The following is a 22,524-nucleotide window of genomic DNA, read 5'->3' as shown; positions in this document are numbered from 1 at the left end:
TTTCCAATTGGCGCGTCCGCTCAGTTCGGAATGAACTGCGACAGATAAGGTGTCATGTGGGTTGTAAAGCGAACTGTCCGCTGGCGGGCGGAGTCGACCGACTCTCCGCTTGCAATCGGGGTGATGACGCGGACCAGCGCGCCGTCGGTGCGGTTCTCGCGGATCGCATCCGCCAGCATGTAGGCCTTGGCGCGGTATTCATTCGCGATGCTCCGCCCATGCGCCTGGTACCAGTAGATGACAAACTGCCGCGACTCTCCGTTGTTGATAATGTATTCCCCAACGTTGAAGCGCTTGCCGTTGATGTCCTCGATGGCGGTGTAGTCCCGAGACTCAAACGTCCAGCCTGCTCCGGGCAGGCAGTGCTGCGGCGAATGGATGGACTGTCCGCTGCGCTGCGTGGCGAAGTAGCCGATAAAAACCCCAATGGGATACGCCGCTCCCGGGCCCGCGCCAGGCTGCGAGGCCACAAGCTGCGGGTTCGGATACGTATACAGCCGGTTGAGAAAATCGCCCTTGCCCAGCACCGCCAGGACATCGTCGTCCATAGGAATGTCGTGCGAGGTCATGCCCTCGATGTTTGTTGGCATCATGCTCAGCGGGTCGCTCGGCGGCACATTGTCCGCGTCGCCGCGATGCACCAGCAGCCCAAGCGTCAGCACCATCAGAACCACCGTTGTCCAGAAGCGCGTCGACCTCATGCAGCCTCCTTCTTCGCAGGCGTCTTGGCCGGAACAACAAGCTGCATCGCGCGATGCACCAGATAGAGGCATGACAATGAGACGAGGAACATCACCCAGCCAGAAAATTCATGGAAGAAGCCCAGTGCCTTGTTGGGGTCCCAGTACTGTACGCAAAGCCCCGTGCCCACGATGCGGGCAACGTTGGCGGCCACCGCAATCGGGATGCTGGCCAGCGCAAGAATCACGCGGCGGCTGGTTGTCTTCTCCAGAAAATAGCCGTAGAAGACCGCCAGCGTGAACAGGCTCATCAGCGAGCGGATGCCGCTGCACGCCTCAGCCACCTCCAGCTTCATCACCGGCAGTTGAATCACATTGCCCTCTTGCAGGACTGGCACGCCGAGCAGGGGAAGAATCATGCTGGCAAACCGCGAGGCCAGAAGCTGCAACGGGAATGTGATCTGGTTGAAGACAATCGCCGGGAAGGGAATGCCCAGCAGCAGAACGAGCGCAGGAAACCGCAACACCCTGAGCATCGCGCCGCCGAAGAACGTCCAGATCAGTCCCGCCAGCAGGATGACGAACGAGATCCGCGATGTAAACAGATCGACGCCGTAGATGCCGAAGATCAGAACGATGAGTCCAAAGGCGACAAGCGGAACTCCCGCCCACGATTGCTTGACCGGCGTCGCCGCGATCTCTTTCCGCTTGTCCCACAACAGAAACAGCGAGAAGAAGGGAACAAGGAACCCGTGCGAGTAGTCGGCGATGTTGTACCAGTCGACGACCAGCTTGATCGCAACCCGCAGATAGAGCGCGACCAGCAGGCCCGCAATTATGGCAACCGGAACCCATGCCCTGGCAGGGACACGGCGCAGCATCGCTGCGACCGAATCGGTGGGCCCGCCAGAGGTCTCCGGCGGAAGCTGTATGGTTTCGGTACCGGTCATCATTGATGAAACATTCTGATCCACTACGTTACCTGTAAGCAATTAGGATGCCGCTCTTCGGAATTCTATTCGGTCTCGATTCCCCCGTGTCGAAACCAAAAGGTGAGAAGACCACCGACCATAGTTGTATGTAAATATGAAAAAGTTTTCCCACATTGGCCGCCATTCTGCATACCATGAGGAGTGGTCACCCCATGCTGGGATGGAGTCTGCGAAAAAGTCCCGGAAAGCAGGCAGGTTTTAAACTTCCAAGGCTTCCTGGAGTTGGAATCAAATAAAATCGCTCCGGGGATGGTTTTGGCCCTTGATGTGCTGGATATGCAATTGAGTGTCCACGAATGTGCTATTGAGGGTCGATAAGGCTCCACAGTAGATATAGATGGGCACACAAGAGTGAGACTGAAGCTACCTCCATTGGCGAGCGAACTTCGGTTTCTCGTTCGGACGGCATCTAACGCGGAATGCAGGGAGAAAGAATCGGGATGTCCCACGGAAAGATTGGCTCAGGTGTGCTGTCTGGGCAGATTGAGGATGGTTCGACGCTGTCGATGATCGGTCGCAACCCGGAAGCTCAACACAAGAGGAGACTGGGGGCCGGTCTGCTGGCCCTTCTGCTCGCCTCGACAACCGTCGCGCTGGCGCAGCAGGCTCCGCCTCCGGCAGCTCCTTCTGCCGCAACGCCTGCGCAGCCACCCGCTCCCTCTGCTGGAGCGGGCGTCGATGCCACCCGATATGTTATCGGCGCCGAAGATACCCTCCAGATCACGGTCTGGAAGGAGCCGACGCTCTCGGGGACCGTTCCGGTCCGTCCCGACGGCAGAATCTCGATGGTGCTGGTCGGCGATCTGCCCGCCGCGGGCAGAACCCCCATGCAGCTTGCCGACGACATTACCGTCAAGCTCAAGAAGTATATTCAGGACCCGAACGTCTCCGTCGTCGTGATGTCGGTCAACAGCCAGAAGGTCTTCCTCGTCGGCGAGGTCGGAAAGGTCGGCCCGGTGATGATGACGGCAGGCATGACGCCGCTCCAGGCCATCGCCGCCGGCGGAGGCCTGACTGCCTACGCCAACTCCAAGAAGATCTACATCCTGCGCAATGAAGGCGGCAAGCAGGAGAAGATTCCGTTCAACTACAAGCAGGCGCTGAAAGGCGAAGCGCAGGGCCCCGAACTCAAGCCGGGAGATACGATCGTCGTCCCATGAGACTACCGATGAAGATCCTCTTTTCCATCTCGGCGATGCTGCTCGCATTCGGGACCTTCGGCTACGGTCAGGCCACGCCGACGGCCACACTGGCAACTCCCGACCAGGCGGTATCCGCTCGCCCCCGGCTCTCCTGGGTCGACGGCACAGTCCACTACGCTCTCAGCGCGACCGAGCTGATCCAGTTCGGCTACTACGGCGCCGGCAATGTTGCGAGTACCACCGCGCTCTCGGGTACCGCCGGTTACGAGTCGCTGAGCCAGACCCATCCGTTCACGATGCTCTATGCGGGGGGAGTCCTCTTCGGCCAGGCTGGCCAGGGGGTCACCACCTACCAGAACGTCGCCGTCTCGCAGTCGCTCATCGCCCGCCGCTGGGTGCTGGGAGTGACGGACTCGTTCAGCTACCTGCCGCAGTCGCCCACCACGGGTATCGCTGGCATCGCAGGCGTTGGCCCCATCGGGACGTTGCCCTTGCAGGGACCCTCCACCGGACCGGCCGGAGGCATCCTGACCTATTCGGCAAACCGCATCGGGAACACGGTAAGCGGCAATATCGAGCGGCTGCTTACCGGCAAGACCTCGATCAGCGGCATGGGTTCGTATTCCATCCTGCACTTCCTCGATCAGAACGCAGGCCTGGATACAACATCAACCACAGGCCAGGTGGCGGTGAACCACACCATCAACATCCGCAACTCCGTCAGTCTGAGTGCGGTTTACTCGGCCTACGATACCAGCGGTCTGTACAACAACATTCCCGGCTATCCGGTGAATAATGTCACCTACCAGACCAAGGGCCTCAACCTGACCTACGTGCACAACTGGACCAGGGCGCTCGCTTCCACCGTCTCCGCCGGTCCGCAGTGGATCTCGAGTTCGGCGGCGCAGGTCGATCCGGCCCGCGTCAACGCCTTCGTCGATGCAGGCCTTTCGTACTCCCGCAAGCTGACCAGCCTGGGGCTGCACTACAATCATGGCGTCAATGCGGGGTCGGGCGTCTTTGCGGGCGCGGAATCGGACAGCTTCTCGGCCTCAGTGAGCCACAACTTCACGCGCGACTGGCAGGCCTCGGCGGTCTTCAACTACATCCGTTCCTCGCGCCTGCTCGCCGTTGCGCCAGCGGGAGTCTCCCCGAACGGGGCGATCAATACACAGTATGGAACGCTCCAGGTGATGCACGCGTTTACCAGGACGGTCTCCGGCTACGCCAGCTATTCGGCGCAGAACCAGGGCGTGAACAACGTCCTGGCAGGGCAGAACATCTTCAACGGGCTTTCGCACTCAATTGCATTTGGTGTTTCTTGGACGCCGCGGTCTACACGCCTCGGCGATTTTTAGGAGTTTATTCATGTTAGGACATCGCGCACTTACGCTCGACGACTATCTCGCGATTCTCAAGCGCAGGGGATGGATGATTGCGCTTCCGGCGGTCCTGCTGACGCTGATCGGGTTGGGACTGACCTATGTCGTTCCGCCGCAGTACGTCTCGCAGACCCTCGTGCTGGTGGAGCAGCAGAAGGTGCCCGAGGACTACGTCAAGCCCGTCATCGAAGAAGACCTGACCGCCCGACTGGCCTCCATGAAGGAGCAGATCCTCAGCCGTTCGCGGCTCCAGCCCATCATCGAGCGCTTCAACCTCTACGGCACCAAGCGCATGACGATGGACGACCGCATCGACCAGGTCCGCAAGGACATCAACATCAAGCCCATCCACTCGGAGATGGCGCGCACCGGCGGCCTGCCGGGCTTCTTCATCGCCTTCAAGGCGAACGACGCCCGCACGGCGCAGCTCGTCTGCGGAGAGATCACCTCGCTCTTCGTCAGCCAGAACCTCAGCGCGCGCGCGCAGTCGGCTGAAGGCACAACGGACTTCCTCAAGGGCCAGCTTGCCGATGCCAAGCGCACCCTCGACGATCAGGATTCAAAGCTCGCCGCGTTCCAGCAGAAGTACATGGGAAGGCTTCCCGGCGAGGAAGCCACCAACATGAACATGATGACCAGCCTGAACACGCAGCTTGACGCCGCGACGCAGCAACTGGCACGCATGCAGCAGGACCGCAGCTACATCGAGGCCATGCTGGCGCAGCAGAGCATCAACACTCCCGCGACTGGCGGCGCCGCAGGCTCGTCCAGTCTGAGCACGCAGCAGACTGAGCTGCAAACCCTCCTCGCCGAAGAGTCCGACCTGACCAAGCGCTACACCGACGACTATCCCGATGTCGTCGCCGTGAAGCGCAAGATCAAGGAGCTTCGCGCGCAGATCGCTGCCGCACCCGCGGCGCCGGCGGCCGGCTCCGTCACCTCCGCTCCCAACCGCAACGACTCTCCGGCGGTGCAGCAGCTTCGCGCCCAGTTGAAGGCGATCGAGCAGGGCATCCTCCAGAAGCAGCACGACCAGGCCAACATCGAGTCGCAGATCAGGATGTACCAGGGCCGCATCTCATCGAGCCCGCTCGTGCAGGAGGAGTACAAGAACGTCACGCGCGACTACCAGACCGCGCAGGCCTTCTACGACGACCTGCTGAAGAAGATGAACGCCTCCAAGATGGCGACCGATCTCGAGCGCAGGCAGCAGGGAGAGAACTTCAAAGTGATGGACGAACCCAATCTTCCCGACAGCCCCACCTTCCCCAAGCGCGGCGTCTTCGTCGGCGCTGGATTTGCCGCGGGCTTCATCCTCGGCCTGATGCTGGTGGCCTGGCGCGAGTATCGCGATACGGCGCTGCGCACCGAGCGCGATGTGTGGGCCTTCACCAAGCTGCCCACCCTCGGCGTCATCTCGTTTACCGGCGACCTCGCCGACCTGAAGCCGAAGCGGGGACTCTTCAGGCGCTCGAAGCCTGACCTCGGCGCTTCGGCCAAACCGCTGACGAGTACAGGTGGCTAACGATGTATAACGCTTTCTTCCATCTGCATACCAGCCCCTTCGGCACCAGCCCCGACCCGCGGTTCCTCTACATGATGCCGCACACGCGCGAGGCCCTCGCCTGCCTGGAGTACGGCATCTCCGCCCGCAAGGGATTCACCGTGCTCACCGGCGAGGTCGGCACCGGCAAGACCACGCTGCTCAAGCGCGCGCTCGCCTCCTTCAGGGGACGCCGCATTGCAACGTCGTTCGTCTTCAACCCCCGGCTTGAGGTGCTCGACTTCCTCGAGTTCGTCCTCACCGACTTCGGCATCACTCCAGCCACAAGAACGAAGTCCGGAATGCTGTTGCAGCTCAATCGCTGGCTGATCGAGCGCTACCGCATGGACGAGACCTGTGTCGTCGTCGTCGACGAGGCGCAAAACCTCTCCTGGGAGCTGCTCGAAGAGATTCGCTTGCTCACCAACCTCGAGACCTCGTCTGAGAAGCTGTTGCAGATCGTCCTCTCCGGCCAGCCCGAGCTTGAGGAGAAGCTTCGCCACCCCAGCGTGCGCCAGCTTCGCCAGCGCGTCGCCCTGTGGTGCCGCACCCAGGCGCTCACCGAAAACCAGACCAGCGCCTACGTCACCGAGAGACTGCGCCTTGCCGGGGCCGCCGCGCCGATCTTTACGCCCGAGGCCCTCGCGCTCGTGCATCGCTACAGCCGCGGCATCCCGCGCATCATCAACCTCCTCTGCGAACACTCGTTGATCGTGGCTTACGTGGAACAGGTGCAGCAGGTAACGGTAGCCATCGTCGAGGGTGTTGCGGTAGAGCTTGAGCTGGAGACGCAGCCGTTTTTGATCTCTTCGGTCGCCATGGGCGGCAGGGGAGCTGAGCCGATACGCGGGCCGGGCGCGGATTCGCACGGCTTCATCACGGCATTTGAGGCAGATTCCAAGGGAAGGCAGGATCGATGAGCCGCATTTACGAAGCACTGCAAAAGGCAGAATCAGAGCGGAAACAAGACCCCGCGCCCGCCTTCGAGGCCGTGGAGCAACAGCCGGCGCATGCCGTCGTGGCGGAGTTCGAGCCCGAAGCGCAGTATGTGCATCCCCAGTTCTCCGTGCCTGCCGACGACCGGCCCGGCACAACCGCCGGAGGACTCAGCTTTGAAAGCATCGCAAAGCACTCCTGGAACCCTTCGATCGACAAATTGCCCGCGATGATGGATCGCGGCCCCTCGGTCGAGCAGTTCCGCAGCCTGCGCTCGCGGCTCAACGAGTCGCGCGACATCCGCCCCATCAAGTCCGTGCTCGTATCCAGCGGCATGCCGCAGGAGGGCAAGAGCTTCGTTGCGTCCAACCTTGCCGTCAGCCTCGCGCGGCACAAAGGCAACAAGGTGCTGCTGATCGACGGCGACATGCGCCGCTACACCATCCACGAGATGCTCGGTACCTCGCCCAGCCCGGGCCTGGCGGACTATCTTTCGGGCAAGGCAGGCATCGAGGACATACTCCAGCGAAGCGATGAGCCTGCGGAGCAGGGGCTGAACCGCTCGCCGCTTGCAGGCCTGGCCTTCATCCCGGGAGGCAACGGAGGAGACAGGGCGGCCGATCTCTCCGGCAGCCCGCGCTTCACCGAGCTGCTTCGCTCCCTCGCCCCCATCTTCGATTGGATCATTATCGACTCGTCGCCAGTACTGCCTGTGTCGGATGCGGTGAACCTGGCGCGGTCCTGCGATGGCGTGCTGCTTGTGGCCCGCGGCAATGTGACCAAATACCCGGTTGCTCAGCGCGCAGCCGGAGAGCTGCGCGGCGCCAACGTCCTTGGGTTTGTGTTGAACGCCGTTCACGAGGCGCCCCAGGTCGGCAACTATTACGGATACAACGCCGGCAGGGAGTAGGAAGGGCCCCAAAGGCAAATGATTCGGTTATTCAACGTCTACTATCCGACTCGCACTATTGTTCTGCTCCTGTGCGAGGCGGTGATCGTCAGCGGATCGTTTCTGCTGGCGATGCTGCTGATTCTCGGCCCGCTCAATACCTCCATCTGCCTCAACTACGAGTACGGCGGCCTGAAGATCGCCGCCCTCACCGCCCTGACGCTGCTGTTCTCCTACTACTTCGACCTCTACGAGCCGCAGCGCATCTCCGAGCGCTGGGAGATCTACTTCCGGCTCCTGCTGGTCCTGGGCTTTCTCTCGTTTTTCCTCTCCGCCATCGTCTACTTCTTCCCCGAAGTCGACATGGCCCGTTACGTTCTTCTGTCGGGCTTGATGTTTCTCACCCTGGGCCTGCTGGTATGGCGCAGCGCCTATGAGTGGATCATCGGCCAGAAGGCGTTTCGTGAGCGCGTCTACGTGCTTGGAGGAGGAGATCGCGCCCACATGGTCGTCTCGATGCTCAACGGCCGCAAAGACGCAGGCATGGAGGTCGTCGGCTTCGACGAACTGCCCGAAGACAAGGACGAGCGCCGCGAGACCTACGAACAGGCGTTGGAGTCGCTGCGTCGCAAGTCGCCGAAGATCAACCGCATCATCGTCGCCATGGAAGACCGCCGCGGAGAGCTGCCGCTGCGCGAGCTGCTCAAGATGCGTTTCGACGGAGTGCTCATCGAGGAGTCCGGCGCTCTGCTCGAACGCCTCACCGGCAAGCTCTATCTCGACGGCCTGCGCCCCTCCAGCTTTATCTATAGCGAAGGCTTTCGCGTGCGCCCCTCGCAGCAGATCGCCCGGCGCTTCGTCTCCACGCTCACCGCTGCCGCCGGCCTGCTTCTCTTTCTTCCGTTCCTCCCGTTCGTGGTCCTGCTGGTCCGGCTGTCGTCGCCGGGGCCGATCTTCTTCAAGCAGACACGTGTCGGCATGGGAGGCAACAACTTCACCGTCTATAAATTCCGCACCATGCGTACCGACGCCGAGGCCTCCGGCGCGAAGTGGGCGATGAAGGACGACCCACGCGCCACAAAGATCGGCAGCTTCATGCGCAAGGTGCGCCTCGACGAAGTGCCGCAGCTTTGGAATGTGCTGCGCGGCGACATGGGCTTCGTCGGCCCGCGTCCGGAGCGGCCGGAGTTCGTGCCGGAACTCGCTTCCAAGATCCCGTACTTCGAGCTGCGCCACATGATCCGCCCCGGCCTTACCGGCTGGGCGCAGGTCCGCTACGGCTACGGCTCCACCATCGAGCAGGCGCGCGAAAAGCTCGAATACGACCTCTACTACATCAAGCACATGACCCTCGGCCTCGACCTGCTCATCATGTTCGAGACCATCAAGACGATCATCAGGCGCCGGGGTGCGCAATGAGCGCCGCCTTCTGGCTGTCGTTCGCGCTCATCGCCTACGTCTACGCCGGATATCCCCTCATCATGGCTCTCGCTGCGCGTCTTCGCCCAGGGCCGTGGAAGAAGGGCCCCTTCGATGCGCCGGTCAGCATCGTGATGGCGGTCCACAACGGCGCGCAGAAGGTCCGCGAGCAGATCGACCACCTCGCCTCTCTCGACCTCGCCCGTGTGCGCGAGATCATCGTCGTCTCCGACGGCTCGAACGACGGTACCGCCGAGATACTCGGCAATCTTCCCCACACAGGCCGCGTCAAGACCATCCTTCTCGCAGAACAGGTGGGCAAGGCAGCCGCCTTGAACCACGGCATCGCCGCCGCCACCAGTGAGATTCTTCTCTTCATCGACATCAGGCCAAAGGTCGCGTCCGGCGCATTGCAGCAGCTGCTCACGAATTTCGCCGACCCCGCCGTCGGCTGCGTCGCGGGTGAGCTCATCCTCAACAGCGAAGGCCACGATGCCGCCGCCTCCGCCGTCAGCGGCGTCTACTGGCGCTACGAGCAGTGGATTCGCAACTGCGAGGCCGCCGTGGACTCTCCCGTCGGCGTCTACGGCGGCTTCTACGCCGCGCGGCGTAGCCTCGTGCAGCCCTTTCCCGCGGGCATCATCCTCGACGACATGTACCAGCCGCTCTCCATCATCCGCCAGGGATACCGCAGCGTGCTCGACCGCGATGCCATCGTCAACGACACCTGGCCCGCGAAGGCCGCCGGTGAGTTTCAGCGCAAGGTGCGCACGCTCGCGGGCAACTTCCAGCTCGTCGCGAAGGCCCCGTGGATTCTCGGCCCGCGCAATCGCGTCCTCTTCCAGCTCGTCTCGCATAAATTGCTGCGGCTCGCGGTGCCCTACTTCTTTCTGCTGATGCTGATCAGCGCAACCTGGCTCGGCATCCAGTCGCCCGCATGGCGGGCAGTCGCCATCGCGCAATGGGCCTTGTGGCTGGTCTCGCTGGCCTCGCTGCGCGTACACATTCCCGTCGTGCACAGGTTTGCCGCGGCCGCGGGCGCGCTGTTAGTGCTGAACGCCGCCGCCGTCGCGGGACTCTACAAGTTTCTATTTACGCCGGGCCCGCTATGGAAGATATGGTCGCCAACTCCGCGTCCGGGAGAATCGATCCGCCCGCTTGAAGCGGGACGCGGACGCGCATGAGACGACCAGCGTCAGGTACAGTTCGCCGTTATCTCGCTCTCGAAGATATGTCATCCTGAGCGAAGCAACCGAAGGGAGCGCAGTCGAAGAGCCTGCCCTGAGCTTGTCGAAGGGACCTGCATTTTGTCTGTGGGGCGAAGCATTAGAGCATTTCCCTTATAGGTGTAGTTCTTGCTTCAGGGCCGAAGGCCCGCCAACATACCAGCCTGGGCCGAAGGCCCAGGCTTACAGGTCGACGATCAACCAGAGCGCTGAAGGCGCGACACAATACGTTCTCGGAGATGAACGACACCTCAACGGAAAACCCTCTAAAGCTATGCCCCCTCTACGCAGCCTGGATAAAAAATGCTTATGTTACTGACGAGGACGACAGTAAAGATCCATATACGCCTGGTCCATGCGGTCGAGCGTGAAGTCCTCGCGGTACGCCGCGCGCGCATTGTCTGCGAAAGAACCTCTCAGCGATGGGCCGGCGGCCATCTGCACGATCGCATCCGCCATGGCGTTGGCATCGCCAACTGGAGTCGCCAGCCCCGCCTTCGCATTCTTCACCACTTCGGCCATACCGCCGACATCGGTCACGATGGAGGGCATTCCCATCGACATGGCCTGCAACAGCGACATCGGCAGGCCTTCCGAGACCGACGACATGCAGTAGACATCCGCCGCGGCAAAGAACCCTGCCACATCGAGCCGCTCGCCCCAGAACGTCACGCTCCCGGCGACCCCAAGCTCGTGCACCAACGCCTCCAGCGATTCGCGCTCATGTCCATGTCCGACCACCCACAGCTTGAGCCCTGGAACGCGGGGCAGCGCGAGCGCCGTCGCGCGAATCAGCGTGGAGAGGTTCTTCACCGGGGCCAGCCGTCCCACAAAGAGCAGCGTGAAGCCGTCCTTCGCATGGGCCTCCGCATCTTCGACCGGATCGACCCCGTTGTATACGCGGACGATCTTCTCCCTGCGCGCTCCCGGAACGCCGCGCAGATTGTCGCACGTCGCATCGCAGATGCCGACCACCCAGTCGCAGAAGCGCGCCGCGAAGTTGAACGCCTTCTCTTCCTTCATGTCGTAAGGCGGCGCCACCAGGCTGTGCCGCGTGGCGATAACGCTCTTTGCCCCGGCAAGCCGCGCCGGAATCGCAGCCTGCAAGGTAGGCGCAGGATTGTGGCAATGAACCACATCGGGCCTCAGGCGCCGCAGCGCACCGATAAAGCGCACAAAGGTCTTCGCCAGCGGGGCCTCGCCCAGCACGGAAATTCTGAAGCCCTCGCTCACCAGCGACTCGCCCAGCGTACCCAGGTTGCTGTAGGCGACCACCGAGACATCGTGACCATGCGCGCGTTGCAGACGGCAGAGCTGCGCAACCAGGATCTCCGCCCCACCCATCTCAAGACTGTAGACAACGTGAACGATCTTCATGTGCGGTCGATGCAGGCAACGCTTTCCGGCAGGATCTGCGAAGTGGAGAGGCGGCTCGTGTCGAATGTACATCAAACCGCTCAAGCCGCAAACTCATCCAGAGTAGTAGACGATATTCTGATGACATCAGTTGCGAACAACGATCATCCAAACAGGAAAGAGAGGCAGGCTTGCCTGGTGAAACTGTAACTGCAACGAGGCTCGGAGCCGATAGCGTTCGCGATCTGCTCGCCGGCCGCGATACGAACTTCTGGCCGGCTCTTCGCGAGGCCACTCGCGCTGCTCAAGACTTCTCCGAGACGCTCTCGCTGGCCACCATGCGCAAGAAGGCCCTGCGCGCTGGCATTCCCGTTACCATCGACAAGACGATTCGCCTCGCGGTCGCCGGCGGGTCAAGTCTCTATCCGTTGAACGAGCTGCTGGAGCAGATGATCGGCGCGGCCTCGTCCACAGGCTGGTGGCATACCGAGCTGTGGAAGGGCGACTACGACAACTACATCTCCGAGATACTCGACCCCGAAAGCGAGCTCTACGCCTTCAAGCCCGAGGCCATCTTCCTCATTCCGTCCAGCCAGCGTTGTGTCTATCAGGGAGCGTTGACCGACTCCCGCGAGCAGCAGCACGCCGCCGCCGTTGCCGCGGCGGAAGACCTGCTTGCGCTCTGCCGTACAGCGCATGAGCGCAGCGGGGCCGAGATCGTCATCGCGAACTTCATGCCCGCGCCCGACTTCGATCCCGGCCCCTACCGCGTCCGCACGCTGGGCTCCGACTGGAACTTCCGCAGGTCCGTCAATCTTGAGCTTGGCCTCAACGCTCCTTCCTACGTGCACATCTGCGATGCGGAGTTCCTCGCCACTCGCCGTGGAGCGATGAACTGCTACGACGCGCGCGCATGGTTCGAGACCAAGCAGCTCTACGCCTCCGACTTCGCCGTGGACATCGCGCGCGAGGTCGCCTCCATCGTCCGCTCGCTGCATAAGCCGTCGAAGAAGGTGCTCGCACTCGACCTCGACAACACGCTGTGGGGTGGCGTCATCGGCGACGACGGCATGGCCGGCATCGAGATAGGCGGGACCCACGCGCGCGGCGAGGCGTTCAGGCAGTTTCAGCTAGCCATCGCCTCACTGGCAAAGCGCGGCGTCGTGCTCGCCGTCTGCAGCAAGAACGACTACAAGAACGCCGCCGAGCCGTTCGAGAAGCATCCGGAGATGGTGCTCAAGCTCTCCGACATCGCCTGCTTCAAGGCCAACTGGGAGCCGAAGTCCGAAAACCTGCGCCGCATCGCCGAGGAGCTGAACCTCGGCCTCGACTCCATCGTCTTCGTCGACGACAACCCCGCCGAGATCGAGATCGTCAACCAGTTCGTGCCGGAGATCGAGACCATTCACCTCGGCCCCGATCCCGCGGAGTACGCCTCGCAGCTGCTCAACAGCCGCTTCTTCGAGCCGCGCTCCATCACCGCCGACGACCTCCAGCGCGGCGAGCAGTACCAGCAGCAGGCCGCGCGCGCGCAGGCCATGGGCTCCTCCGGCACCGACATGGAGTCCTACCTCGACTCGCTCGACATGCACTCCACCATCAGCGAGTTCACGCCCGTCGATGTCCCGCGCATCTCGCAGCTCATCAACAAGAGCAACCAGTTCAACGTCACCACGCGCCGCCGCACCGAGGCCGAGGTCGAAGCGCTGTTGACCGATCGGAGTCGTTACGCCTTCAGCGTCCGCCTCGCCGACAAGTTCGGCGACAATGGACTCATCTCGGTCGTCATCGTCGCCGTCGAAGAAGAGACCGCGACCGTCGACACCTGGCTGATGAGCTGCCGCGTGCTCAAGCGGCAGATGGAGGATGAGGTCGTCAACGAGATGGTGCGTCTGGCAAAGCTGCGCGGTTGCTCTTCTCTCATCGGCCACTACCTGCCGACGGAGAAGAACGGCATGGTCCGCGACCTCTTCCCGCGCATGGGCTTCACGCTCGTCGAAGACACGCCCGAACGCACAACCTGGCAGCTCGACGTCAACGCCTTCACGCCGCATCCCACACACATTCAGATAGACCGCAGGGCCTATCCAACCAACAGCCCGGAGAACTGATGACCCAAACTGAAATCCTTGCAAAGATGCAGACTGTCTTCGACGATGTCTTTCTCGACGACGTCAAAGTAACACCCGAGCTCAGCGCCAACGACGTCGAAGAGTGGGACTCGCTGCTCCAGATCTCGCTCGTGCTCGGCGTCGAGAAGGCTTTCGGCGTGCGCTTCCGCGTCGGCGAAGTCGAGGCAACCAAAAATCTCGGCGAGTTCGCCAACCTCATCCAGCGCCGCATCGCTGAAGGCGCGAAGGTCTGATGTTTCCGGCCATCTGGTCCAACCGCTACGCCGTTGCGATGATCCTCGTCATCGCCACGCTGCTTTCGCTGCCTGTGCTGATGCACGTCGTTGGCCTGCCGCCGCGCGACCGCGTCTACACTGGCATCCGCGTTGAGACCGGCACCGGCCCGCTCGACGAGCGCACCATCTTTCAGGAGAAGGGCCCCGTCGACATCCTCTTCATCGGCAGCTCGCTGCTGGTGCGCGGCGTCGACATGGACTACGTCCAGCAGCAGCTCAGCAAACAGCTCGGCCGCCCCGCCACCGTGCGCTACCTCGCGCTCAAGTGGCAGGGGCTCGACATGCAGTACATGCTCATGAACGACTTCCTCGCGCACCGCCAGGCTCGCCTGATCGTCATGAACATGCCCAGCCTCGCGCTCAACGGCGACTCGCCCCACATTCAGGCCTATCGCTGGATGCGCTGGGGAGAGTTCCCCGCCTCCACCGCGGGACTGTCCTTCAGCAGCCGCGTCGCCATCTATGGCGCGGAGGTGCTTGGCGCGCCGCGGCAGATCGTCAACTACATCCGCCCCAACAAGCGCATTCAGGACCAGCGGCTCGTCGACAGGCTCGGCTCGCAGTACGAGTACGGCGCCGTCGGCTACTACGGCGACAAGTTCGTCCCCGAGCCGCGAACCCCGCCTGCGATTCCCGTCGACAGCATGATTGCCCACGGCAGCGCCGACCCGAACTTCACTTTCGACCGCGAAGCCCTCGGCCCGTATCACACCGAGTGGGCACGCCGTATCGGCGCTCTCGCACGCGAAAAGAACGTGCCCTTCGCCATCATCCACATCCCCGAAGACTCCGAGCAGGGAATGAAGGTCGTCCCCGAGCGCATGGACTGGCCCCAGGTCGTCGGCATTCCATCCGCACCCGTCATCGGCATCCCCGCGGCCACGCTCTTTCGCAACGTCCCCGCAGCCGAGTACGACAACTACTTTTACGATCAGCACTTCAACGACAACGGCAAAGAGATGTTCACCCGCGCCATTACTCCCGCCATCCTGGAGGTCTATGCCAGCTCCGCCCGTTAAGGTCAACCCTCTGCTGATGGGGATCGTCGTCTCGCTGTCGATCGCCGCCATCGTCCTCACGCTGTTCATCACGCCCGACTCGCTGTCGGTCAATCTCGTCTATCAGGCGTTCTAACCCGGAGGAAACGCTCTAACGATGCCTTTGATCGGCCTCAACCATCAGTCGTGGAACGCCCTGCTGCTGCTCACCCTCGCAGTGCCGTTCCTCTTCTATCCCATCGCCGGATACATCGTTCTGCGCTGGTCGCCAGCGAAGCTCAGGATGCCGGCCTTCGCCGCGGTCAACCTCGGCTTCGCTCTCGCCGTCTGTCTCTCGCGCGGAACCTACGGCGTCCGCCTGCATTACATCAAGCAGTACTTTCTCTTCTCGGCGTTCATGTTCCTGGTGTACATCGTCATCGTCGCGTTGCAGTATCTGCTGCTCGATAAAAAGCTGGGCACTTGGCTTCCGCTGGTGTTTCCCATCGTCATCCTCATCGTCGTCAAATATCTTCCCGGCGCATGGACGCGCACGCTGTTGCCCCACGAGTTCTCGAACAAGTACTTCGCCGACTTCTTCCTCGGCCTCTCCTACATGGCCTTCCGCCTCACGCACATGGTCTACGAGATCCGCAACGGCGTCGCTCCCATGCCGTCGTTCAGCGAGTACCTCTCGTTCGCCTTCTTCGTGCCCACGCTCTCCATCGGCCCCATCAATCCCTACAGCGCCTTCCATAACTCGCTGCACAACCCCGACCGTACCGTCACCCCCATCGGCCGCAGTTGGGGACGCATCCTCATCGGACTCACCAAGTACGTCTTCCTCGGCAACCTCGCCAACCAGCTCTCCTACGACGGCCTGCTCGCCGACGGCCTCCCGCACCCGTGGATCGACTTTCCCATTGCCGTTGCAGGATTCACGGCCTACCTCTATCTCAACTTCTCCGGCTTCTGCGACATCGCCATCGGCGTCTCCGGCCTGCTCGGCATCCACGTGCAGGAGAACTTCGACCGCCCCTTCCGCAGGCGCAACCTGCAGGAGTTCTGGGTGCACTGGCACATCACGCTCACCAACTACATGCGCGACATGGTCTTCGTGCCTCTGTCGAAATCGCTGGTGCGCCGTTTCGGTCCGGCATCGGCGCCGCACTGCATCGCGCTGGCCATCGCCATCGTCTTCGTCCTCATGGGAATCTGGCACGGCGCAGGATGGAACTTCGTGCTCTACGGCGTCTGGCACGCTGTAGGAGTCGTCTGCGTGCATTACTACACGCTCTTCCTCAAAAAGCGCCTCGGCAAAGCAGGCTTTCAGAAGTACCGCGAGAACCGCGTGATCTACCACATCGCCAACGCCGTCACGGTGGCTTACTTCGCGCTCGGCCTGATCCTCGTCGCCAACTCCATGCACGGCCTCGGAATCATCTTCGGCGCATTCCGCCCAATGTAAGCGGGAGTTTTCTTCACAAGGATGACCCCAAAACGCCTCAAGATCCAAAACGCCTCAAGACCCCAAAGGCCGTCATTCTGAGCCGCAGGCGAAGAATCCCCGTAGTTTCGTTCGTGGCTGCAGGATTCTTTGCTGCTGGGAAACACGGTATCAACACAATGTCGGTTGCAAGCACGAGCAACTGCCGCCTTGCGCGCTGAAGGCGCGAAATATACCAGCCTGGGCCGAAGGCCCAGGTAAGATGCGGGCCGACACGAAAGGGCTGAAGGCCCGATCCATTTCTCTTCAGAAAATTTATTGAATGCCCAGCAAATGCTGCACGCGCAGCATCAGGTACACGATCACGATCAGCCCGACCGACCACATCGCCGAGTACTGCACAATCTTCGGTACCTTCATGCGCTCCGGCGCAAGGCCCTGGTCCAGCGCCATGCGGTAGATCGCCTGCACCATACCGCCGTAGATGAACAGCGTCATCACGTATGCGCGCGAAAGGAACCACCCCGCAACGAAGTAGCCCACCAGGCTCACCAGCATCAGCGTGGCGATCCTCTTGACCTCCTCCGGCGGCAGTTTCTCGTCTTCCTGATCCGTCTGCAGGTAGAGCGGCACATCCGTCTGCTCCTGCATCTCTTCCCGCGCAGCCGTGGCGGTAGCCATCATTGCGTCGGCGTTCGGTTCGCCCACATAGCCCGCTGGCTGCCAGCGCAGCCCGGTTACAGGCTCCCGCTGGAGACCATACGCCCCGTAGGGCAACTCCTCGATCTCTTCAACAGGCCTCTCGCCTTTGCCTTTTGTGCATACAGCGGCGTCGCGAAGCGTCGGCAGAATAAACATCACCCACCAGAACAGCCCGAACATCCCAAGCTCCGCCGCGCACACCACCACCGTATTGTGCGCCGTGATGGGGAAGTACTCGCTGAAGCGTTGGAAGCCCACTCCAAACAGCGGATGGCCCTTGAGGAGGTCGATTCCTTCGGCCCACGCCTCCATGCGTCCCGAGCCCGCCTCCACCGACACGTCGCGGCCGCCCGACCACCCCAGCACGCTCGTCAGCGCAAACAGCCCCACGGCGATGATCGTCGCCGGTATCGTGCCAATCTTCTTGCGGAACGCGAACAGCACCACCGCCAGCAGCGCCAGCATCCCGCCGCGCGAGTGCGTCAGGTACATGCCGAAGATAAGGATCCCCACCGGCACGAGCACGGCGAACAGGTTGCGCCCCGTGCTGCCCTTGCGCCACAGAAAGAACATGCACGGTATCAGGCTCACCATCAACTGCGCGAAGTCGTTCGGATCGTTGATAAACGCCAGCCCGCGCAGACGGTAGATGGCCTGGCCTTCGTCGTTGCCCTGGCCGATCAGGTAGGGACTCAGGTAGTTGCCCGCGTGCAGCGCCATATATCCGCGCGCGATCGTAAAGACGCTCGCAATCGCCAGAACGATGGCAACCATCTGCAGATGTTTCCGCGTCCTGCAGTTGATCGCCACCAGCACAAAGGTGAACGCATTGGGAACGAAGTTGAAGATCGCCGCCGGAATTCCTCCCAGCCAGCCGGCCATCAGCATCGAGATAAAGACCGCCGAGCACATCCCCACCAGGGCATACGTCTGCGGGATGCTGAAGATCTGCGAGCGCTGCAAACCGCCCAGCGAGGCCACCGTCGCCAGAAACGCCAGGATGATCTCGATGTGAAACTCGTAGATGGGTCCCCACAGCGTCTCCGGTCCGAGATACGCCGTCAAAATGAAGAGCAATGTGAGGAACAGTCCCATACAATACTGTTGATGCGTCTCTTCAAATACTAGTGCATCCTCGGGTTACAGAAGATGGCGCATAGGTGGCAGACGTCTCCCCCGGCTCTTCCGGTAAAGTGGGCTGTGTCTTTAACTTGTTATGAAGCTTCCCCGTCACGCTGAAATCTGGCTCCCGGCCTACCTCAAAGAGCGCGCCCGTCAACTGCGCCGGCCCCGGCCAAAGCGTCTATGGGTTGCCATTACAGATCACTACGAGCCGCTGGGCGGCCGCGTCTCCATGGAGCAGGCCCTCAACCGCGTTGCCCGCTGGCAGGAGGCCTGGCCGCGCATCGCCGATGCCGCACCCCGCGACGCTGCCGGTAAGTCCCCCTGTTACAGCTTCTTCTATCCGCAGGAGGAGTATCGCGCCGAGCTGCTCGCCCCGCTGGCCGAGATGACCCGGCAGGGAATCGGCGACGTCGAAGTCCACATCCATCATCATCAGGAGACCCGCGAGGGCTTCGTCCAGAAGATGGGCGACTTCTGCCGCTGCCTGCGCAACGACCACGGCCTTCTGCACACCCACAACGGACGCCTGGTCTTCGGCTTCATCCACGGCAACTGGGCGCTCGACAACTCGCGCCCCGACGGCATCCACTGCGGCGTCCCCGGCGAGCTCGCCCTCCTGCGCGACCTCGGCTGCTACGCCGACTTCACCATGCCCTCGCTGCCCTCGCCCACCCAGGGACACACCATCAACCGCATCTACTGGGCTACGCAGACCCCCCGCCCCAAGTCCTACGACTACGGCGTCGAAGCCACCCCCGGCGGCGGCACACAGGGTGACCTGCTCATGATCACCGGCCCCGTTGGCCTGCGCTTCGGCGGCCGCCTCCTTCCCCGCGTCGAGATGGGCGAGATCGCCGCCAACGATGTGCCCACCGCCCAGCGCGCAAAGCTCTGGCTCGACCGCGCCCCGCGGGTCGGCGACGATGCCTTCATCAAGCTCTACACCCACGGCGCGCGCGAGGACAACGCCGACGCCCTGCTCGGAACCCCCACCCGCGCCGGCGGTCTCGAGCAGATGTTCCGCTGGCTCCACGAACTCGCCCAGCAGGAAGACATTGAGCTGCACTGGGCCAGCGCCTACGACATGTTTCGCGCCGTCGAGGCCCAAACCGGCCCTCTCCAGCCCGGGCCACTGTTGACGAACGCGCCCAACCCAGACGCCGCATCCCAGGCCATCGGAGCCGGACGCTCTTGAACCTGCTGCTCATCACCTTCTCGTTCCCGCCCGCCGGAGGAGTCGGCGTCCTCCGCGCCCTCTCGCTGGCAAAGTATCTGCCCGAAGACGGCGTCCGCGTCGATGTGCTCACCGCGCGCAACGCCCCCGCCGTCGGCAAAGACCTCTCGCTGCTGCGGCAGGTCCCCGGCCAGGTCGCCGTGCACCGCACCTGGACCCTCGACCTCCCCTTCTGGCTGCGCAAGTCCGTCAAGAAGGCTGTCACCGGAGGCAAGGCCAAACCATCGCCATCCAATGAAGTGTCATTCCGAGCGACCGAAGGGAGCCGAGGAACCCCCGCATTTCGCGTCCCCGCCACAAAGCCCTCCGGCAATCCCATCAAGCAGGCGATCGCCAACCTCCTCCTCCCCGACCCGCAGATCGGCTGGCTCCCCTTCGCGCTCCCTGCCGCCGAGCGCATCATTCGCAAACGCGCCATCGACGCCGTCGTCATCACGGTTCCGCCGTTCTCCAGCGTCCGGCTCGCCACGCGGCTCCGCAAGATATTTCCCGCGCTGCCCATTGTCGTCGACTTCCGCGACGAGTGGCTCACCACCACGCTCGACCTCGTCAGCTTCAACAGCAACAGCCGCGCGCGCATGGTCGCGCACAAAGCCGAAGCCGAAGCCGTCCGCGACGCCTCCGCCATCGTCCTCGTCACCGAGGCCGCTCGCCGAGAGCTGCAGTCGCGCTACCCCGGCGTGCCCAAAGAAAAATTTCTCTGCATACCCAACGGCTACGACACACCTCCGCCATCGGCTGAGTCCGCAACCTCCGCAACCCGCACGCCTCAGCAAAAACTTGTCCTCACCTATATAGGAACCGTCTACGGCTCCACCGCTCCCGGCACATTCGTCGAAGCGGTCAAAGGCCTTTCCCCCGACCTCCGCGCGCGCCTCCGCGTCCGCTTCATCGGCCACATCGAAACCCCCGCCTACCGCGAGCAGCTTCTCTCTCTCGGCGACACCGTCGAGCTAAAAGGATTCGTTCCCCAGGCCGAGGCCCTCGCCGCCATCCGCGACACCGATTACCTCCTGCTCATCACCCACGACCGCATCAACGTAGCCGCAAAGTTCTACGACTACCTCGGCGGAGGCAAGCCCATCCTCGGAGCCGTACATTCAGACGGCGATGTCCGCCGCCTGCTCGAGGAGACGCACGCCGGACGCTGGGCCGACTCATCCGATCCCGAGGCCATCCGCCAGATGCTCCGCGAAGCCCTCGACCCCGCATCCAAAGCGCCCGAGCCCGACTACGAGCGCATCGCCGCCTACCATCGCCGTCCGCTCGCGGCCCGATACGCCCAACTCCTTCGCACTTTATAACTGCTTCCACGACGAGACTGATAGCCGTTTTAACGACCAGGCTGATTAGCTGCTTTAATGACGAGACTGATAGCTGTTTTAACGACGAGATAGTACAGCACGGTCAAGGGCCGAAGGCCCACACTATACCAGCCTGGGGCAAAGCCCCAGGTTTGAGTCCAACACCACGGTACGAGGGCTGAAGGCCCGCGCTATAGCTTTGCGAACACCGCTATGACGAATGTAAACATATAGTAGTGAGTATCGAGTTCGTATTGAACCACTCGATCGCAATGTAAAAAAGATTTGTCATCCTGAGCGAAGGCGCAGCCGAAGTCGAAGGACCTGTATTTTTCCGGCACAACCTCAACCCCGTCACAATTGCACCTATGTCCATCCGGCCCCACCAACATCTCCGCAACGCCACCAGGCCGGGTGCCCCATTCATGACGCGGCTTTATCGCGGCATGAATGGGCATTCGCGCGAAGGCGCGAACCGCTTCTCCCACGCACCCGCCCGCAACGGCACACCGGCAGGCAAGCCATGAGAGTCGCCGTCATCACGCGCTACTTTCCCACCTCGCCCGAGCCGTGGGCCGGCCACTCCGCCTACCAGACGCTGAAGTTCCTCGCTGCACGCTGCGACGTCAAAGTCTTCTACCCCGAGAGCGAGTACCCTCCGCTGCTCAAGCCCAAAAGCCGCGCCGGCCGCAGCATCGACTACAGCTACCGCCCCGCAGGCGTCGAGGTCCGATACATCCGCTACCCCGCGCTCCCCGCCATCTCACGTCCGCTTAACGGATGGTCCGCCGCGCGCAGCATCCTCCCCAGCGTCCGCGCCTACGCCCCCGACATCATCCTCAACTACATCGTCTACCCCGATGGCGACGCCGCGCTCCGCGTCGCTCGCGCGCTCAGGGTGCCGTTCGTCGTCACCGCCATCGGCACCGATCTCAACGTCATCCCTCCGCTCTGCGAAGGCCTCACGCGCCGCGTCCTGCGCAACGCCGACTTCACCGTCACCGTCAGCGGCGACCTTCTCAAGACCGCCCGCCGCCTCGGCGCACCCGAAGAACGCAGCCGCGCCATCCTCAACGGCTGCGACACCACCATCTTTCACCCCCGCGACCGCGCCGCTGCCCGCATCGCGTTGAACGTCGCCGCTGATGAAGAGGCCATCGTCTACGTCGGCCGTCTCGACATGGCCAAAGGCCTCGGCGAACTCGTCGCCGCCGCCGCGGCTCTGCACACAAAGCGTCCTCGCGCCCACTGCTACATTGTGGGTGACGGCCCCGCCCGCCAGCAACTCGCCGATGCCATCGCCGCCCAGGGCGCATCGGAGCACATCACGATCATGCCCTCCTGCGCCACCGATGGCGTCGCCAACTGGATGGCCGCCGCCGACCTCGTCACACTGCCCAGCTATCGCGAAGGCTGCCCCAACGTCATCATCGAGGCCCTCGCCTCAGGCCGCCCCGTCGTCGCCACCAACGTCGGCGGCATCCCCGAGCTGATGGACGAACGCGACGGCCAGCTCGTCCCCGCCCGCGACGCCGCCGCGCTCGAAGCCGCGCTCGACCACGTGCTGGGCCAGAGCTGGAACGCCGACGCGATCTCGCAAAAACACAACAGAGGATGGGCCGATGTCAGCGCAGACGTCGAAGCAATCCTGCGTAAGATCGCACGTCGCAGTGTCTAAAAATCTGCGCCTATGTCACGCTGATCGAAACGGGCGTGCCAATACCCTGTCATCCTGCCTTCCCAAACCTTGTCATCCTGAGCGG

Annotated in this window: 19 protein-coding genes; 15 read left to right on the top strand and 4 right to left on the bottom strand. The window is 62.7% G+C overall.

Going from position 1 to position 22,524, the window contains the following annotated elements; genetic code table 11:
• Positions 1 to 20: 20 nt before the first annotated feature.
• Both JSS95_13485 and xrt read right to left on the bottom strand, forming a co-directional pair.
• Complete coding sequence (locus JSS95_13485; GenBank protein MBS1800822.1) at positions 21 to 701, bottom strand: EpsI family protein; 681 nt, start codon at positions 699 to 701, stop codon at positions 21 to 23.
• Positions 698 to 1,630 carry an exosortase gene (gene xrt, locus JSS95_13480; protein MBS1800821.1) on the bottom strand — a complete coding sequence of 311 codons (933 nt, stop codon included), beginning with the start codon at positions 1,628 to 1,630 and terminating at the stop codon, positions 698 to 700. The genes JSS95_13485 and xrt overlap by 4 nt, the downstream gene beginning before the upstream one ends.
• Positions 1,631 to 2,178: 548 nt before the next feature.
• Here xrt and JSS95_13475 point away from each other — a divergent pair.
• From JSS95_13475 to JSS95_13445, 7 genes are read left to right on the top strand one after another with little or no spacing between them, the layout of a single operon-like run.
• Positions 2,179 to 2,832 carry a polysaccharide biosynthesis/export family protein gene (locus JSS95_13475; GenBank protein ID MBS1800820.1) on the top strand — a complete coding sequence of 218 codons (654 nt, stop codon included), beginning with the start codon at positions 2,179 to 2,181 and terminating at the stop codon, positions 2,830 to 2,832.
• An 8-nt stretch (positions 2,833 to 2,840) separates the two neighbouring features.
• On the top strand, positions 2,841 to 4,172 hold the full coding sequence (locus tag JSS95_13470) for a hypothetical protein (protein MBS1800819.1): 1,332 nt from the start codon (positions 2,841 to 2,843) through the stop codon (positions 4,170 to 4,172).
• Positions 4,173 to 4,182: 10 nt separating this feature from the next.
• Positions 4,183 to 5,721: a lipopolysaccharide biosynthesis protein gene (locus JSS95_13465; GenBank protein MBS1800818.1), complete on the top strand. Its 1,539-nt coding sequence runs from the start codon at positions 4,183 to 4,185 to the stop codon at positions 5,719 to 5,721.
• Positions 5,722 to 5,723: 2 nt separating this feature from the next.
• Entirely contained in the window at positions 5,724 to 6,659 is a 936-nt protein-coding gene (locus tag JSS95_13460; GenBank protein ID MBS1800817.1) for an AAA family ATPase, read from the top strand.
• Positions 6,656 to 7,585, top strand: a complete 930-nt coding sequence (locus tag JSS95_13455) for a CpsD/CapB family tyrosine-protein kinase (GenBank protein ID MBS1800816.1) — start codon at positions 6,656 to 6,658, stop codon at positions 7,583 to 7,585. Before JSS95_13460 ends, JSS95_13455 begins: the two co-directional genes overlap by 4 nt.
• A gap of 18 nt (positions 7,586 to 7,603) precedes the next feature.
• On the top strand, positions 7,604 to 8,983 hold the full coding sequence (locus JSS95_13450) for a TIGR03013 family PEP-CTERM/XrtA system glycosyltransferase (GenBank protein MBS1800815.1): 1,380 nt from the start codon (positions 7,604 to 7,606) through the stop codon (positions 8,981 to 8,983).
• Positions 8,980 to 10,167: a glycosyltransferase gene (locus JSS95_13445; protein ID MBS1800814.1), complete on the top strand. Its 1,188-nt coding sequence runs from the start codon at positions 8,980 to 8,982 to the stop codon at positions 10,165 to 10,167. Before JSS95_13450 ends, JSS95_13445 begins: the two co-directional genes overlap by 4 nt.
• Before the next feature lie 354 nt (positions 10,168 to 10,521).
• Here the strand turns inward: JSS95_13445 and JSS95_13440 are convergent, their stop codons facing one another.
• On the bottom strand, positions 10,522 to 11,586 hold the full coding sequence (locus JSS95_13440; protein MBS1800813.1) for a glycosyltransferase: 1,065 nt from the start codon (positions 11,584 to 11,586) through the stop codon (positions 10,522 to 10,524).
• A gap of 170 nt (positions 11,587 to 11,756) precedes the next feature.
• Between JSS95_13440 and JSS95_13435 the strand changes: the two genes are divergently transcribed.
• The 4 genes from JSS95_13435 (at position 11,757) to JSS95_13420 (ending at position 16,417) form a co-directional block, all read left to right on the top strand.
• Positions 11,757 to 13,676, top strand: coding sequence for an HAD family hydrolase (locus JSS95_13435; protein MBS1800812.1), 1,920 nt, complete (start codon positions 11,757 to 11,759; stop codon positions 13,674 to 13,676).
• On the top strand, positions 13,676 to 13,930 hold the full coding sequence (locus JSS95_13430) for an acyl carrier protein (GenBank protein ID MBS1800811.1): 255 nt from the start codon (positions 13,676 to 13,678) through the stop codon (positions 13,928 to 13,930). Before JSS95_13435 ends, JSS95_13430 begins: the two co-directional genes overlap by 1 nt.
• The gene (locus tag JSS95_13425; protein MBS1800810.1) at positions 13,930 to 14,991 is read left to right on the top strand and encodes a hypothetical protein; all 1,062 of its coding nucleotides are present in this window, start codon (positions 13,930 to 13,932) and stop codon (positions 14,989 to 14,991) included. The genes JSS95_13430 and JSS95_13425 overlap by 1 nt, the downstream gene beginning before the upstream one ends.
• 136 nt (positions 14,992 to 15,127) lie before the next feature.
• The gene (locus tag JSS95_13420; GenBank protein ID MBS1800809.1) at positions 15,128 to 16,417 is read left to right on the top strand and encodes an MBOAT family protein; all 1,290 of its coding nucleotides are present in this window, start codon (positions 15,128 to 15,130) and stop codon (positions 16,415 to 16,417) included.
• Positions 16,418 to 16,711: 294 nt separating this feature from the next.
• Here JSS95_13420 and JSS95_13415 read toward each other — a convergent pair whose 3' ends face one another.
• Complete coding sequence (locus JSS95_13415) at positions 16,712 to 18,193, bottom strand: O-antigen ligase family protein (protein ID MBS1800808.1); 1,482 nt, start codon at positions 18,191 to 18,193, stop codon at positions 16,712 to 16,714.
• A gap of 121 nt (positions 18,194 to 18,314) precedes the next feature.
• On the opposite strand from JSS95_13415, the gene JSS95_13410 reads away from it, so the two are divergent.
• The 4 genes from JSS95_13410 (at position 18,315) to JSS95_13395 (ending at position 22,439) form a co-directional block, all read left to right on the top strand.
• Positions 18,315 to 19,418 carry a hypothetical protein gene (locus JSS95_13410; protein MBS1800807.1) on the top strand — a complete coding sequence of 368 codons (1,104 nt, stop codon included), beginning with the start codon at positions 18,315 to 18,317 and terminating at the stop codon, positions 19,416 to 19,418.
• On the top strand, positions 19,415 to 20,761 hold the full coding sequence (locus JSS95_13405) for a glycosyltransferase (GenBank protein MBS1800806.1): 1,347 nt from the start codon (positions 19,415 to 19,417) through the stop codon (positions 20,759 to 20,761). Before JSS95_13410 ends, JSS95_13405 begins: the two co-directional genes overlap by 4 nt.
• Before the next feature lie 368 nt (positions 20,762 to 21,129).
• Positions 21,130 to 21,288, top strand: a complete 159-nt coding sequence (locus JSS95_13400) for a hypothetical protein (GenBank protein MBS1800805.1) — start codon at positions 21,130 to 21,132, stop codon at positions 21,286 to 21,288.
• The gene (locus JSS95_13395; protein ID MBS1800804.1) at positions 21,285 to 22,439 is read left to right on the top strand and encodes a glycosyltransferase; all 1,155 of its coding nucleotides are present in this window, start codon (positions 21,285 to 21,287) and stop codon (positions 22,437 to 22,439) included. Before JSS95_13400 ends, JSS95_13395 begins: the two co-directional genes overlap by 4 nt.
• The last annotated feature ends 85 nt before the right edge of the window (positions 22,440 to 22,524 follow it).

This window comes from Acidobacteriota bacterium, assembly GCA_018268895.1.
Taxonomy (GTDB): Bacteria; Acidobacteriota; Terriglobia; order Terriglobales; family Acidobacteriaceae; genus Edaphobacter.
Note: the sequence above shows the minus strand (reverse complement) of the source record. Positions and strands in the feature narration are given on the sequence as shown.

What these genes read in the sequence shown, in the direction of transcription:
- JSS95_13450 (MBS1800815.1), top strand. Translation starts at nt 7,604, where the DNA reads ATGATTCGGTTATTCAACGTCTACTATCCGACTCGCACTATTGTTCTG.
- JSS95_13415 (MBS1800808.1), bottom strand. Translation starts at nt 18,193, where the DNA reads ATGGGACTGTTCCTCACATTGCTCTTCATTTTGACGGCGTATCTCGGA.
- JSS95_13470 (MBS1800819.1), top strand. Translation starts at nt 2,841, where the DNA reads ATGAAGATCCTCTTTTCCATCTCGGCGATGCTGCTCGCATTCGGGACC.
- JSS95_13485 (MBS1800822.1), bottom strand. Translation starts at nt 701, where the DNA reads ATGAGGTCGACGCGCTTCTGGACAACGGTGGTTCTGATGGTGCTGACG.
- JSS95_13465 (MBS1800818.1), top strand. Translation starts at nt 4,183, where the DNA reads ATGTTAGGACATCGCGCACTTACGCTCGACGACTATCTCGCGATTCTC.
- JSS95_13425 (MBS1800810.1), top strand. Translation starts at nt 13,930, where the DNA reads ATGTTTCCGGCCATCTGGTCCAACCGCTACGCCGTTGCGATGATCCTC.
- JSS95_13440 (MBS1800813.1), bottom strand. Translation starts at nt 11,586, where the DNA reads ATGAAGATCGTTCACGTTGTCTACAGTCTTGAGATGGGTGGGGCGGAG.
- JSS95_13420 (MBS1800809.1), top strand. Translation starts at nt 15,128, where the DNA reads ATGCCTTTGATCGGCCTCAACCATCAGTCGTGGAACGCCCTGCTGCTG.
- JSS95_13445 (MBS1800814.1), top strand. Translation starts at nt 8,980, where the DNA reads ATGAGCGCCGCCTTCTGGCTGTCGTTCGCGCTCATCGCCTACGTCTAC.
- JSS95_13460 (MBS1800817.1), top strand. Translation starts at nt 5,724, where the DNA reads ATGTATAACGCTTTCTTCCATCTGCATACCAGCCCCTTCGGCACCAGC.
- JSS95_13455 (MBS1800816.1), top strand. Translation starts at nt 6,656, where the DNA reads ATGAGCCGCATTTACGAAGCACTGCAAAAGGCAGAATCAGAGCGGAAA.
- JSS95_13395 (MBS1800804.1), top strand. Translation starts at nt 21,285, where the DNA reads ATGAGAGTCGCCGTCATCACGCGCTACTTTCCCACCTCGCCCGAGCCG.
- JSS95_13400 (MBS1800805.1), top strand. Translation starts at nt 21,130, where the DNA reads ATGTCCATCCGGCCCCACCAACATCTCCGCAACGCCACCAGGCCGGGT.
- JSS95_13475 (MBS1800820.1), top strand. Translation starts at nt 2,179, where the DNA reads ATGATCGGTCGCAACCCGGAAGCTCAACACAAGAGGAGACTGGGGGCC.
- JSS95_13430 (MBS1800811.1), top strand. Translation starts at nt 13,676, where the DNA reads ATGACCCAAACTGAAATCCTTGCAAAGATGCAGACTGTCTTCGACGAT.
- xrt (MBS1800821.1), bottom strand. Translation starts at nt 1,630, where the DNA reads ATGACCGGTACCGAAACCATACAGCTTCCGCCGGAGACCTCTGGCGGG.
- JSS95_13410 (MBS1800807.1), top strand. Translation starts at nt 18,315, where the DNA reads ATGAAGCTTCCCCGTCACGCTGAAATCTGGCTCCCGGCCTACCTCAAA.